7 protein-coding genes are annotated in these 14,236 nt (G+C 74.9%); 4 read left to right on the top strand and 3 right to left on the bottom strand.

Annotated elements, in window-relative coordinates; translation table 11 throughout:
- Positions 1 to 13: 13 nt before the first annotated feature.
- On the bottom strand, positions 14 to 1,897 hold the full coding sequence (gene asnB / locus ACYP53_RS32940) for an asparagine synthase (glutamine-hydrolyzing) (protein WP_459650129.1): 1,884 nt from the start codon (positions 1,895 to 1,897) through the stop codon (positions 14 to 16).
- Positions 1,898 to 2,224: 327 nt separating this feature from the next.
- On the opposite strand from asnB, the gene ACYP53_RS32935 reads away from it, so the two are divergent.
- A complete protein-coding gene (locus ACYP53_RS32935; protein WP_189919616.1) occupies positions 2,225 to 3,031 on the top strand; it encodes a thioesterase II family protein in 807 nt (268 codons plus the stop codon).
- A gap of 83 nt (positions 3,032 to 3,114) precedes the next feature.
- Here ACYP53_RS32935 and ACYP53_RS32930 read toward each other — a convergent pair whose 3' ends face one another.
- Positions 3,115 to 10,323 (bottom strand): amino acid adenylation domain-containing protein, encoded by a 7,209-nt coding sequence (locus tag ACYP53_RS32930; protein WP_459650128.1) that lies wholly within the window; start codon positions 10,321 to 10,323, stop codon positions 3,115 to 3,117.
- Positions 10,324 to 10,469: 146 nt separating this feature from the next.
- Positions 10,470 to 10,946 carry a GNAT family N-acetyltransferase gene (locus ACYP53_RS32925; protein ID WP_189919620.1) on the bottom strand — a complete coding sequence of 159 codons (477 nt, stop codon included), beginning with the start codon at positions 10,944 to 10,946 and terminating at the stop codon, positions 10,470 to 10,472.
- Between the two features lie 450 nt (positions 10,947 to 11,396).
- Between ACYP53_RS32925 and ACYP53_RS32920 the strand changes: the two genes are divergently transcribed.
- The 3 genes from ACYP53_RS32920 to ddaH all read left to right on the top strand — a co-directional run bounded on the left by ACYP53_RS32920 (position 11,397) and on the right by ddaH (position 14,179).
- Entirely contained in the window at positions 11,397 to 12,308 is a 912-nt protein-coding gene (locus tag ACYP53_RS32920; RefSeq protein WP_229928841.1) for an ABC transporter ATP-binding protein, read from the top strand.
- Positions 12,309 to 12,371: 63 nt separating this feature from the next.
- Positions 12,372 to 13,208, top strand: a complete 837-nt coding sequence (locus ACYP53_RS32915; RefSeq protein ID WP_459650127.1) for an ABC transporter permease — start codon at positions 12,372 to 12,374, stop codon at positions 13,206 to 13,208.
- Positions 13,209 to 13,321: 113 nt separating this feature from the next.
- Positions 13,322 to 14,179, top strand: coding sequence for a dimethylargininase (ddaH, locus tag ACYP53_RS32910; protein ID WP_189919624.1), 858 nt, complete (start codon positions 13,322 to 13,324; stop codon positions 14,177 to 14,179).
- Positions 14,180 to 14,236: the final 57 nt, after the last annotated feature.

Genomic DNA, 14,236 nt, shown 5'->3' with positions numbered 1-14,236 from the left:
GTCGCGGACACGGTCATCCCAGGCACGGCAGATCGAACTCCTCGACGAAGAGGGCGAAGGTCGCGACGAGCATCAGGTAGTCGGTGTCCAGGTGGGCGTGCACCTGCCGCCCGTTCGACCGCTGGCGCTCGGTCAGGGCGGCGACGGTGTCCGGGTCGAAGTAGCCCTGGCGGCGGACGGTCGCGGGGGAGAGCAGTTCCTCGAACCACTCGGCGCCGGTGCTCAGCAGGTGGCTGCTGGTCTGGCCGCGGAAGCCGTACTTCTGCCGGTCGAGCACCTCGCCGGGGACGAGCCCCTCGGCGGCCCGGCGCAGGACGGCCTTCTCCCGGCCGTGGGCGAGCATCAGCTCCGGCGGCACCGTGGTGGCGTGGTCGACCACGGCGTTCGCCAGGAAGGGGAAGCGCAGTTCGACGCCGTTGGCCAGGGCCATCCGGTCGCCGTGGTCGCCGAGCAGGTGGTCGGCGAGCCGCAGGTGGTAGTCGAGGTAGGAGCGCTGGTGAAGTGGGTGGCGCCCGGCCAGCCGGTCGGGGTCGACCAGGCGCTGGGCGGTGACGGAGAACTCGTCCAGCGCGTACCGGAGGTCCTCGGCGTACAGCTCGCGGCGGAACTCCTGGGCGGGCAGCTGGTCCTGCTCGTACGCCAGGTCGACGCCGAACATCCGCCGGCGGAACTCCCGCTCCAGCGAGGCGTCCAGGCCGGTGAGCCGGCTGCCGCCGAGGCCGGTGGCGTCGAAGCGGTAGCCCGGGTAGCCGCCGAACAGCTCGTCGGCGCCCTCGCCGCTGAGCGCGCCGACCGTCCCGGCGGCGCGGACGGCCTCGGACAGGGCGAGCGAGCAGACGTTGTACGACTCGCGTACGGGGGTCTCGGCGTGGCGCACCATCGCGGTGATCCGGTCGGCCACCTCGGTCTCGCCGATCGGCACCTCGTGGTGGTCGGTGCCGAGCTTGCCGGCGACCAGCCGCTGGTGCGGGCCCTCGTCGAAGTCCCGGCCGGGGAAGGTGACCGAGAAGCTGGGCCAGGCGTGGCCGGGCCGGGCCCGGGCCATCAGGGCGCCGATCAGACTGGAGTCGAGGCCGCCGCTGAGGTACATGCCGATCGGCACGTCGGCGAGCAGCCGGCTGCGGACGGCCGTCTCCAGGAGCTCGGCGGTGCGGTCGGCGTACCGGTCCAGCTCGCGGTCCAGGTCCGCGGGGGCGACCGGGTCGAGGTCGGCGGCGAGCGGGAAGTCGAGGTCCCAGTACCGCTCGGTGCGCACCCCGGTGCGGTCGGCGATCAGCCGCTCGCCGGGGCGCAGGGCGCTGATGCCCTCGAACATGGTGCGCGGGCTGACCAGTCCGGGCAGGGTCAGCACCTGGTCGAGGCCGCGCAGGTCGACCCGGGCCTCGACGGCGGGGTGGCGCAGGACCGCCTTGATCTCCGAGGCGAAGACCAGCAGGCCGTCCACGACGGTGTAGAAGAGCGGGACGATCCCGGCGCGGTCCCGGGCGAGCAGCAGCCGGCGCTCGGCGGCGTCGTGCACGGCGAAGCCGAACTGGCCGTCCAGGTGGGCCGTCAGGTCCTTGCCGTACTCCCGGTACAGGTGGACCAGCACCTCGGTGTCGTTCTCGGTGCGGAAGCGGTGGCCGCGCCGGCCGAGCGCGGCGCGCAGCTCGCGGTGGTTGTAGATCTCGCCGTTGCAGACCGAGGTCAGGGTGCCGTCCTCGGTGCGGTGCGGCTGGTTGCCGTGGGAGAGGTCGTTGAAGGCGAGCCGGCGGAAGCCGAGGGCGACACCGGCGGCGGCGTGCAGGCCGACGTCGTCGGGGCCGCGGTGCACCAGGCAGGCCGTCATCTCCCGGACCACGTCGGCGTCGGCCGGGCGGTCGCCGCCCAGGACGAATACGCCGGTTATTCCGCACATGGTGTCCGTCCTCTCCCGTCGGGTGCTGTTCGCGCGTGCTGTTCGCGCGCCGCTCGTGAAGCGGCGCTGAAATACTCTGGAAATATCCGCAAGAAACCCGGACGGATAGCACCGTAACAGAGTCGGGTGGTCCGGGAAAGGCCGGGATTTGACGGATTCGGTCGACTTGTTTCCGGGCGCGACAAAGCCTCGGCGCGGCCGGATTAATCTTTTTCCGGGTACGCCGAAATATGGGCTGGACCAGCCCGAAAATTACCGCCTAAAGTCTTCGGTGGGGCCCGCCGATCAGGCCCCGGATAACTGCCCAGGAAAAGAAGAGGAACAGTCATGACCGGATGGCCCGCGACAATGCCCGACGAGGTGGCCCGGTGGACGCCGTGGCACCGGGACGCCGAGCCGAACGGGCGGTCCGGGCCCGTTCGCGTCTACTGCCTGCCGCACGCCGGCGGCTCCGCGAGCGTCTACCTGCCGTGGGCCCGGGAGACCGGCCAGCCGGACCTGACGGTCGTCCCGGTGGAGCTGCCCGGCCGGGGCACCCGCCTCGCCGAGCCGCCGGCCGCCGCGATGGACGAGGTCGTCGACGGCGTGCTCGCCGTGCTGGCGAGCCGCCCGGCCGACGAGCCGTTCATCCTGCTCGGCCACAGCATGGGTGCCCGGATCGGCTACGAGACGGCCCGCCGGCTCGCCGTCGAGGGACGGCCGCTGCCGCTCTCCCTCGTGGTCACCGGCGCCCGGCCGCCCGGCACGCCGGACGTGGCCCGGCTGCACGACCTCACCGACGACGACCTCATGGAGCGGCTGGTCGAGCTCGGCGGCACCCCGGCCGAGGTCCTGGAGTTTCGGGACCTGATGCGGATGGCCCTGCCGGTGCTCCGGGCCGACGTCACGCTGCTGGCCGAGTACAACGAGCGGACCCGGCCGACCGTGCTGCCCTGCCCGGTGCTGGCGCTCGGCGGCGACGCGGACCTGATGGCCGGACCGGAGTGGATCACCGGCTGGCGCTCCACCACGGCGGCGCGCTTCCGCCACCGCATCCTGCCGGGCGACCACTTCTTCCCGCACCAGCGGCGGAGCGAGGTGCTCGCGGAGCTCGCGGCGGAGGCCCGGGCGGGCCTGGAGGCGCTGGGCGGCTGAGCGCTCACCTTGCCGCCCGGTCCCGTGGCGCGGGGCCGGGCGGTGCGCGGTGGCGGTCCGTCCGGAGGGCACCGGACGGACCGTCATCGCCGGCCCTCGTCGGCCCGCCGCAGGGCGGTGGCGAGGACCCGGGCGATCTCGTCGATCGGCCCGGCGTCGGCGAGGTCCAGGTGCCGGGCGGCGACCGGGTGGTCCGCCACCGGCCCGGCGGCGTGCGCCGACCAGGTGGCCACCGACTCCTCCGGCCGGTGGTCGGCCGCGGCGGTGAACAGGACCAGCGGCGCGTCCAGCACCCCCGGGGCCCAGCGGGCCATCAGGTCGGCGTGGTAGCGGCAGGAGTCGAGGAACACCGCCAGCTGCTCCTCGTCGCGCGGCGCGGCCTCGCGCAGCGCCACGGCCAGCCGGTCGAGCAGCTCCGACGGTTCCGGGTGCCACCGGCCCTCCCGGACGGCGGCCGCCTCGGCGCCGGGCGCGCCGATCGCCGTCAGCAGCTCGGCCAGCACACCGGTGTCGGTGACCTCCCCGGCGTCGGCCGGCGCCGGGTGGCTGTCCAGCAGCGCGACCAGGTCGACCTCCTCGCCCGCCGCGCGCAGCAGGACGCCCATCTGGTGGGCGACCAGCCCGCCGAAGGACCAGCCGAGCAGCCGGTACGGGCCGTGCGGCCGGACGGCCCGGATCCGCGCCAGGTACTCCCGCGCCAGCCCGTCCAGGGTGGCCGGCCGCTGCCCGCCGCCGGCCGGGCCGATGCCCTGGAAGGCGTAGACCGGCTGCTCCGGGTCGAGACCGCGCAGCAGGCCGAGGAAGCCGAGGCCGTCGCCGGTCACCGGGTGCACGCAGAACAGCGGTGCCCGGTCGCCGGTGCCGCGCAGTGCCAGCAGCGGTTCGAAGGCGGTGGCGGCCGAGTCGGTTTCCGAGTCCGTGTCGGTTTCCCCGGCCGGGTCGGGCCGCCGCGTCAGCCGCTCGGCGAGCCCGGCCGGGGTCGGTGCCTCGAACAGCGCCCGGACGGGCAGATCGGCGCCGAACTCGGCCCGGATCCGCTCGACCAGCCGGATCAGCAGCAGCGAGTGGCCGCCGAGCAGGAAGAAGTCGTCCTCCGGGCCGACCGCGGGCACCCCGAGCAGCTCGGCGAAGATCGTGACGAGCGTGCGCTCGGCCGGTGTGCGCGGCTCCCGGGCGTGGCTCTCCACGTGGGTCTGCGGCTCGGGCAGCGCCCGGCGGTCCAGTTTGCCGTTGACGCTCACCGGCAGCGCGCCGAGCGGCACGTAGGCGGTGGGCACCATGAACTCGGGCAGGTGGCCGCGGAGATGGGCGCGCAGCGCGGCGGCGGTGGGCGGCCGCTCCGCCGTCACCGGCACCACGTAGGCGACGATCCGGACGGCGCCGGCCCGGTCCTCGCGGACGGTGACCGCGCAGGCCGCGACCGCCGGGTGCCGGCCAAGGCGGGTCTCGATCTCGCCGAGCTCGATCCGGTGGCCGCGGACCTTCACCTGGCCGTCGACCCGGCCCAGGTACTCCACCGCGCCGTCGGGGCGGCGGCGGGCCAGGTCGCCGGTGCGGTACATCCGGGTGCCGGGCGCGCCGTGCGGGTCGGCGACGAAGCGTTCGGCGGTGAGCGCCGGGCGGCCGAGGTAGCCGTACGCGAGCTGGTCGCCGGACAGGTAGAGCTCACCGGGTACGCCCGCCGGCACGGGGTTCAGGGCGGCGTCCAGGACGTGGGCGCCGCTGTTCCAGACCGGCCGCCCGATCGGCACCGGGCGCGGCCGCTCGTCCGCCGGCCCGCACTCCCAGGCGGTGATCTCGACGGCCGCCTCGGTGGGGCCGTAGAGGTTGTCCAGCCGGACGCCCGGGAGCACCTGCCGGAACCGGCGCACGGTGGCCGCCGGCAGCGCCTCGCCACTGGCCACGACCAGGCGCAGCCCGGTGCACCCGGCGGCTGCCGGGTCCTGCAGGAAGGCGTCCAGCATGGACGGCACGAACTGGGCGACGGTGACACCCTGATCGCGGATCAGCTCCGCCAGGTAGGCCGGGTCGCGGTGGCCGTCGGGCTTGGCCACCAGCAGGGTGGCGCCGGTCATCAGCGGCCAGAAGACCTCCCAGACCGAGATGTCGAAGCTGGCCGAGGTCTTCTGCAGGACCGTGTCGCCGGCCGCCAGCCGGTACTCCTCCTGGCCCCAGTGCAGCCGGTTGACGACGGCGCGGTGCGGGACGAGCACGCCCTTGGGCCGTCCGGTCGAGCCGGAGGTGTAGATCACGTACGCCGGGTCCGCGGGGCCGGGGGCGGTCGGGGCGACGCCCTCGGGCGCCGGCAGGTCCTCCGGCGACAGGCAGGGCACGCCCTCGGCCGGGTTCAGCGCCGCGAGCTGCTCCGGGGCGGCGATCACGGCGGCCGGGCGGGCGTCCGCCAGCATGTGGGCGAGCCGGTCGGCCGGGTAGTCGGGGTCGAGCGGCAGGTAGGCACCGCCGGCGCGGTGGACGGCGCACAGCGCCACCACGAGCTCCACCGAGCGGGGCACGGCCACCGCGACCCGGCTGCCCGGGCGGACGCCGGCGGCGGCGAGCCGGCGGGCCATCGCCTCGATCCGGCGGTCCAGTTCGGCCGGGCCGAGCGCCTGGCCCTCGAAGACCAGCGCCGGGGTGTCGGAGGGCGCGGCGAGCCGCTCCCGCACCAGCGCGGCCAGCGTGGTCGGCGCCAGGGTCCGGTGCTCGCCGAGGGAGCCTTCGAGCAGGCCGGCCCGCTCGCCGGGCGCGGCCAGCGGGAGGCGTCCGATCGGCAGTCCGGGGTCGGCGGCGGCCGCGCCGAGCAGCCGCGCCAGGTGGCGGGCGATCGCCTCGACGGTGGTCCGGTCGAACAGGTCGGTGCGGTACTCGATCTCGCCGCTCAGTTCGCCGTCCGGCCCGTCCGGCGCCCCCAGGGTGACGGTCAGGTCGAACTTGGCCGGTGCCAGGCCGGCGGTGAGCAGCTCGGACTCCAGTCCCGGGATCTCCACGGCCGGGCCGCTCTGGTCCATCACCAGGGCGACCTGGAACAGCGGGTGCCGGCCGGGGGAGCGGGCCGGGTTGACCAGCTCGACGATCCGCTCGAACGGCAGGTCCTGGTGGGCGTAGGCGGCCAGGTCGGCGTCCCGGACGCGGAGCAGCAGCTCGCGGAAGCCCGGGTCGCCGTCGGTGTCGGTGCGCAGCACCAGGGTGTTGACGAAGAAGCCGACCAGGTCGTCCAGGGCCTCGTCGGTGCGCCCGGCGATCGGGGTGCCGACGGGGATGTCGGTGCCCGCGCCGAGGCGGGTGAGCAGCGCCGCGAGGCCGGCCTGGACGGCCATGAACAGGCTGGCGCCGTGCTCCCGGGCGAGGGCGGCGAGGGCGCGGTGGTCCTCGCCGGTCAGCCGCAGCGGGACGCGGCCGGCCGGGCGGCCGGTCTCGGCGGTGCGGCGCCGGTCCACCGGCAGCGCGATCTCCTCGGGCAGGCCGTCCAGGGCCTTGCTCCAGTACTCCCACTGCCGGGCGGCCGGGGCGGCCGGGTCCCGGTCGTCCCCGAGCAGCGCGAGCTGCCACTGGGAGTAGTCGGCGTACTGGACCGGCAGGGCGGTCCAGCCGGGGGCGCGGCCGCCGGTCCGGGCCCGGTAGGCGGTGCCGAGGTCGCGGGCGAGCGGGCCCATCGACCAGCCGTCGCAGGCGATGTGGTGGACCGTCAGCAGCAGGACGTGCCGGTCCGGGGCGAGGGTGAGCAGGCGGGCGCGCAGCGGTGGCTCGGCCGCGAGGTCGAAGGGCTCGGCGGCGGCGGTGCGCAGCGCCTCGGCGAGGCTGTCCTCGGTGGCCGCCGCGGTGGACAGCAGCGGGGGGAGGTCGTCCGGGGCGAGGATCCGCTGCCGGGGGCCGGCCGCGTCGGCGGGGAAGACGGTGCGCAGGGCCTCGTGGCGGACGGCGCAGTCCTGCAGGGCGGCGGCGAGCGCGTCGGCGTCCAGGGCGCCGGTCAGGCGCAGGGCCAGCGGGATGTGGTAGGCGTCGCTGCCCGGGTCCAGCTGCTGCAGGAACCAGAGCCGGCGCTGGGCGTGCGAGAGCGGGATCCGCTCGGGGCGGGCGGTGGCGGTCAGCACCGGGCGACATCGGTCGGTGTCCACCAGGCGGGCCAGGCCGGCCGCGGTGGGGCTCTCGAAGACCGCCCGGATGGGCAGTTCGGCGCCCAGGGCGGTGCGGACCCGGCTGACCAGGCGGGTGGCGAGCAGCGAGTGGCCGCCGAGTGCGAAGAAGTCGTCGTCGGGGCCGACCCCGTCGACGCCGAGGACCTCGGCGAGCAGTTCGCAGAGCGCGGCCTCGCGGGCGTCCCGGGGGGCCCGGGAGGGGCCGGTGGCGGCCCGCAGATCGGGCTCGGGCAGGGCCGAACCGTCCAGCTTGCCGCTGGAGTTGAGCGGCAGCCGGTCGAGCACGGCGTAGGCGGCCGGGATCATGTAGTCGGGCAGCTGCCCGGCCAGCAGCTCGCGCACCTCGGCGAGGTCGGGGGCGGTGCCGTCGGCCGTCACCAGGTAGGCGGCGAGGTGGCGGTCCTCGGCGCTGCCCCGGGCCAGCACCGCGGCCTGCAGCACGGCGGGGTGGCGCAGCAGCACCGCCTCGATCTCGCCGGGCTCGATCCGGAAGCCGCGGATCTTGATCTGGCCGTCGGCCCGGCCGAGGTACTCGACCTGGCCGTCGCGGCGCATCCGGGCGAGGTCGCCGGTGCGGTACATCCGGGCGCCGGGCGGGCCGTACGGGTCGGCGACGAAGCGTTCGGCGGTGAGGCCGGGGCGGCGCAGGTAGCCGCGGGCGAGGTGCGGCCCGGACAGGTACAGCTCGCCGGGCACGCCGAGCGGGGCGGGGCGCAGCAGCCCGTCCAGCACGTAGGCGCGGGTGTTGTCGAGCGGGCGGCCGATGACGGGGGTGGCGCTGTCCGTCAGGTCGCAGGCGAGCGCGTCGACGGTGCACTCGGTCGGGCCGTAGTAGTTGAACACGGCGACGTCCGGCAGGGCGGAGAGCTCGCTCCATAGGGCCGGGCCGACGGCCTCGCCGCCGAGCATCAGCACGGTCGGGCGGTGCTCGCCCTCGGCGAACAGGCCGGCCGCGGTGAGCGCCGGGACGTAGGTCGGGGTGAGGTCGAGGAAGTCCAGGCGCTCCCGGCGGACGTAGCCGACCAGGGCCTTCGGGTCCAGCCGCACCTCGTCGCTCAGCAGGTGCAGCGGGTGGCCCTCCAGCAGCCAGAACAGCGGCTCCCAGGCGGTGTCGAAGGTGATCGACGCGACCAGGCCGAGCTGCAGGCGCCGCCCCTCGGGACCGCCGGAGGGGCGGACCATCCGGGTGCGGTGGTGCTGCATCAGGCTGCTGAGGCCGCCGTGCGGGATCACCACGCCCTTGGGTACGCCGGTCGAGCCGGAGGTGTGGATGACGTACGCGGGGTCGAGCGGGCCGGTGGGGCCGGTGCGGTCGGCGTCGGTGAGGTTCCCGCCGGGGTGGGCGGCGACGGCGGCCCGCACCGCCGGGTCGTCCACGGCCAGCACGGGCGCGTCCGCCGGCAGCCGTCCGGCGTCGGCGGCCGCGGCGAGCACGCAGACCGGGGCGGCGTCGGCGAGGATGCCGGCCAGCCGGTCGCGCGGCATGGCGGGGTTGACCGGGATGTAGGCGGCGCCCGACTTGAGGACGGCGAGCAGTGAGACGAACAGGTCGGTGGTGCGCGGCAGCGCCAGGACGACGAAGCGGTCCGGGCCGGCCCCGCGCCGGACGAGCTCCCGGGCGAGCCGGTTGGCCCGCTCGTTGACCTCGGCGTAGGTCAGCCGGCCGTCCTCGGCGACGAGCGCGGTGACCTCGCCCTCCGGGGCGGCGCGCTCCTCGAAGGCGGCGTGGTAGGTGGCGGTGGGGGCGGGCAGCGCGGGCCCGGCCGCCCGGGCGAGCAGCTCGCGCCGCTCCTCGTCGGAGAGCAGGTCGTAGCCGCCGATCGGGCGGTCCGGGTCGGCGGCGGCCGCGGCCAGCAGCCGGCCGAGCCGGGCGGTCAGCGCCTCGGCGCCGGCCCGGGTGAACAGGTCGGTGCTGTACTCGACGAAGCAGCCGAGCCCGGCCGGGGCGCCGTCGGCGTCGTGCGTCTCGCGGATGTTGAAGGACAGGTCGAACTTGGCGCCGCCCGGGCCCGCTTCGGCGATCTCGGTGTCGATGCCGGGCAGCGAGAGGGTCGCCTCGGGGGTGTTCTGGAAGGCCAGCATCACCTGGAACAGCGGGTGCCAGGCCAGCGAGCGGTGCGGGTTGAGCGCGGTGATCAGCCGCTCGAACGGGAACTCCTGGTGGGCGAAGCCCTGGAGGTCGGTGCGGCGCACCCGCTTGAGCAGTTCGCGGAAGGTCGGGTCGCCGGAGGTGTCCAGGCGCAGGACCAGCGGGTTGACGAAGTAGCCGACGACCTCGTCGTAGCGCTCGTCGGTGCGGCCCGCGATCGGGCTGGCGATCGGGATGTCCGTACCGGCCCCGGAACGGGTTAGCACCGCGGCCAGCGCGGCCTGCAGCACCATGAACATACTGACTCGGCAGGAGCGGGCGAGCGCCAGCAGCTCGCGGTGCAGCCCGGCCGGGAGGTCCCAGGGGAAGAACTCGCCCCGGTGCGACATCGCGGCCGGCCTGGGGTGGTCGGTGGGCAGTTCCAGGAAGTCCGGCAGACCGGCCAGGGCCTGGCGCCAGTAGGCGAGTTGGCGGCCGCCGCTGCTCTGCGGGTCGTCGAGGTCGCCGAGGTTCTCGTGCTGGCGCACCGCGTACTCGGCGTACGTGGCGGGCAGCGGGGACCAGACCGGCGCCCGGCCCTGCTTCCGGGACAGGTAGGCGGTGCTGAGGTCGCGGGCCAGCGGGGCCAGCGACCAGCCGTCCCCGGCGATGTGGTGCAGCACCATCAGCACCACGTGCTCCCGCGGCGCGAGCGCGAACAGCCGTACCCGCAGCGGGACTTCGGCCAGCAGGTCGAAGACCCGGGCGGACTCGGCCCCGATCAGGGCGGGCAGCTCCGCCTCGGTGGCGGGCACCACGGTGAGCACCGGGGGCACCTCGGCCACGGGCAGCACGTGCTGGCGCGGCACGCCGTCCCGCTCGGGGAAGAGGGTGCGCAGCGCCGCGTGCCGCTCCAGCACGTCGGCGAGGGCGGCGCCGAGCGCCTCGTGGTCCACCTCGCCGGTCAGCCGCAGCGCCACCGGCACGTTGTAGGAGGCGTCGCCGCCCTGGAGGCGGTCGTTGAACCAGAGCGCCAACTGCGCGTACGACAGCGGTGTTTCCGCGGGCAGGCTGTTTTCGCCCAGCACGGGGCATCCCTCCAGGTGGACCCGCCCCGCCGGCCGGGTGGGGCGGGGCGGGCCGGCGGTGGTTTCCGGTGGCTCGTGGCCGTTGGGGCCCGCCGACGCGCTCGATGGGGCGCGGGCGGGGTACTACCGTGGGGCGCGGGCGGGTGTCACGCGGTCCAGCGGTAGGTCATGTCGGGTTCGTTCTCCTCGTTGCGGCTGCCGTCGTTCGTCTCCACCACGACGAAGCCGTGCCGCTCGTAGAAGGCGCGGGCCTCGGTGTTCTTCTGGAAGACGTGCAGTGAGAGCTCCCGCGGACTGGCCGACCTGACCGCCTCCAGCAGCAGCGTGCCGATGCCGCGGCGGCGCACGTCGGGCCGCAGGTAGAGGTGGTCGAGCAGGGTGCCGTCGAGCGAGGCGAAGCCCAGCAGGGCCCCGGTGCCGGCGTCCTCGGCCAGCCAGACCCGGGTGTCCGGCAGCACCACGTGGGTGATCCAGCCCAGGGTGGCCTCGTCACTGTGCAGCCGGGGCAGGTACGGCATGGTCGCGGTGCGCGAGGCCAGGAAGACCTCGGTGACGGCTCCGGCGTCCCCGGCTTCCGCGGCCCGCAGGTGGACGTTCCCGCTGAACGGTGCGTCGGATGGCATCCACAACTCCTCGATCGGGGCCTCACGGGCCGTGCTGCCGAACGTTGTCACCGAGATCGGTTCGCGTGATCGGCACCCCTCGCGCACCGGCCCGGAAGTCGGTCGGATAAGGGGTGACCGAGCCGAATGTCCCCCCGGACGGGCCGACCTGACGCGGACCCAGTGGCTGATCTTCCGTCAACCTAACACCCTGGTCATGGCCATGGGAACCCCCTTGGGCGGGTTCCTGACAAGGCGATTCTGCGGTTAGATGAGCGCGTGCCGTGCGTGCGGTCGGACGTGAACCGACACCCCGGCGTTCGCCGTCAATAAGCTCGAACGGATGTCCTTCCGATCGGACACGATCCGTCCCGGGCCGGGCGCCGGACCGGTTCTCCGGTCCCGCGAATACCCGTCCGGGACGGCGAGCAGTGCGACTTCCCAGACCCTTCCCGAAAGGAGCGGCCCCGCGTGGACACCCCTGCCGTCCGAATCAGCGGTGCGGTCAAGTCGTTCGGCGCCACCACGGCGGTGGGCGGCCTGGACCTGGAGGTGCCGGCCGGCATGTTCCTGGGCCTGCTCGGGCCCAACGGCGCCGGCAAGTCCACCACCATGCGGATGCTCACCGGCCAGACCAGGGCCGACGCGGGCACCGTGGAGGTCTTCGGGCACCGGATGCCGGACGACTCCCGCCGGGCCCGCTCCCTGGTCGGCGTCGTCCCGCAGCACGACAACGTCGACCCCGAGTTGACGGTGCGGCAGAACCTGGACGTCTTCGTCCGCTTCACCGCCCTGCCGCGCTCCGGCTACCGGGACGCCGTCGACCGCGCGCTGGCCGCGGTCCGGCTCACCGACCGCGCCGACACCCGGGCCGACGCGCTCTCCGGCGGCATGCGCCGCCGGGTCCTGCTCGCCCGGGGCATCGTCAACAACCCGCGGCTGCTGCTCATGGACGAGCCCACCGTCGGCCTGGACCCGCAGATCCGCCAGGACCTCTGGGACGTCATCGACGGGATGCGCGAGGCCGGCACCACGGTGGTGATGTCGACCCACTACATCGAGGAGGCGGAGCGGCTCGCCGACGAGGTGGCCGTGGTCTTCGGCGGCCGGATGATCGCCCGCGGCACCCCGGCGGAGCTGCTGCGCGAGCACGCGGGCGCCCAGGCCGCCGAGTACCGGGGCGACGCCGCCCGCCGCGAACTGGTCGAGGCCGAGGCCGCCCGGGCCGGACTGCCCAGCCGGCGCACCGGGCCGGCCGTCTCCGTGCTGCGCGCCGAGACCGTCACCCCGGAGCTGCACGAGCGCCTCGGGCCGCCGGACGTGCTGCGCCCGACCTCCCTGGAGGACGTCTTCGTCGCGCTGACCGGAGAGCTGTTCGGCTGAGCGCCGCCGGCCGAGCCACGCCGGCCGAGCCACGCCGGCTCGCCCCCACCGAGAGGACACCCGATGACCACGGCGACGCCCACGCCCCGCACCGAGGAGCGGGCCGGCCCCGCCCCCGCCCCCGCCCCCGGCCGCCCGCCGGCCCTGTGGCCGACCATGCGGGCGGTCTGGCTGCGCGAACTGCTGCTCTTCCGCCGCTACTGGCCCGCCATCACCTTCGGCTCGCTGATCGAGCCGCTGGTCTACATGACCGGCTTCGGCCTCGGCTTCAGCCGGCTGATCGACCAGGTCCAGGGCCACCCGTACCCCCAGTTCGTCGGCGTCGGCATGGTGGTCACCTCGGTGCTCTTCGCCTCGGCCTTCGCCGGGATGTTCGAGAGCTTCAACCGCCGCAAGTACCAGAAGATCTACGACGCCGTGCTCTGCCAGCCCGTGGACGTCTGGGAACTGGCCACCGCCGAGGCCTCCTGGATCGCCGTCAAGTCCTCCGTGTACGGCACCGCGCCGCTGCTGGTCACCCTCGCCATCGGCCTCCCGCCGGGGCCGGAGCTGCTGCTGGTGCCGCTGGTGGCGCTGGTCTCCGGCTTCGCCTTCGCGCTGCTCGGCATGTGGGTGTCCTGCCTGGTGCCGGCGATCGACTGGCTGCGGCTGGTGGTCTCCGGGGTGCTGACGCCGCTGGTGATGGCCGCGGGCGTGTTCTTCCCGCTGGACGGGCTGCCCGGCTGGGTCCAGGGCGTCGCCGCCGTCAACCCGATCTACCACTGCATGCAGCTGGTCCGGCACGCCGCGTTCGGGGCGCTGGGCGCGGGCGACGCGCTGCACGGGGCCGTGCTGGCCGGGTTCGCCGTCCTCGCCTGGTTCCTGGCCGTCCGCGGGATGCGGCGCCGGCTCATCGACTGACCCGCCCGGCCGCGACCCCTCGTTCCCTCGCTCCCTCGTTCCCTCGCGCCCGTCCCGAGCGCCGTCCCCGGGCACCGTCCCTGCCCCGGGTACCACCCCGACCAAGGAGAACCATGCCGAACACGGACACCGCCGGGCCGGGCCCGGGCGACCGGGCGCCGGTCCGCACCGCGACCCCGCGCCGCCTCCTGATGTGCCGGCCCAGCCACTTCGACGTCCACTACTCCATCAACCCCTGGATGCACCCGGAGAAGCCGGTCGACGCCGGGCTGGCGCTCGCCCAGTGGACCCGGCTGCGCGACCTCTACCGCGAACTCGGCCACACCGTCGAGGAGATAGACCCGCTGCCCGGCCTGCCCGACATGGTGTTCGCCGCCAACGGGGCCACCGTGATCGACGGCAAGGTCCTCGGCGCGCGCTTCCGCCACGCCGAGCGCACGGCCGAGGGCCCGGCCTACCTCTCCTGGTTCCGCGCGCAGGGCTTCACCGAACTCCTGTGGCCCGAGCACATCAACGAGGGCGAGGGCGACTACCTGCTGGCCGGGCGCAGGCTGCTGGCCGGAACCGGCTTCCGCACCGACCCGCGGTCGCACGCCGAGGCCCAGGAGTTCTTCGGCGTCCCGGTGACCGGACTGACCCTGGTCGACCCGGAGTTCTACCACCTGGACACCGCCCTCGCCGTCCTCTCCGACGACGAGGTCATGTACTACCCGGAGGCCTTCACCCCGGGCAGCCGGGCGGTGCTGCGCGAGCTGTTCCCGGACGCCGTCCTGGCGACCGCCGAGGACGCCGCCGTCTTCGGCCTCAACGCGTTCTCCGACGGCCGGCACGTCCTGCTGCCCGAATCGGCCACCCACCTGACCGGCGAACTGCGCCGGCGCGGCTTCGAGCCGATCGGCGTGGACCTCACCGAACTGCTCAAGGCGGGCGGCAGCGTCAAGTGCTGCACCCTGGAGCTGCGCGGACGCTGACGGTCCGGCGCCCAGACGGGAGATTCCGGCGCCGCGCCTATACCCCAAGTGGGCGAA

Source organism: Kitasatospora sp. Ki12 (assembly GCF_054601375.1).
This window is presented reverse-complemented; position numbering and strand designations above follow the sequence as displayed.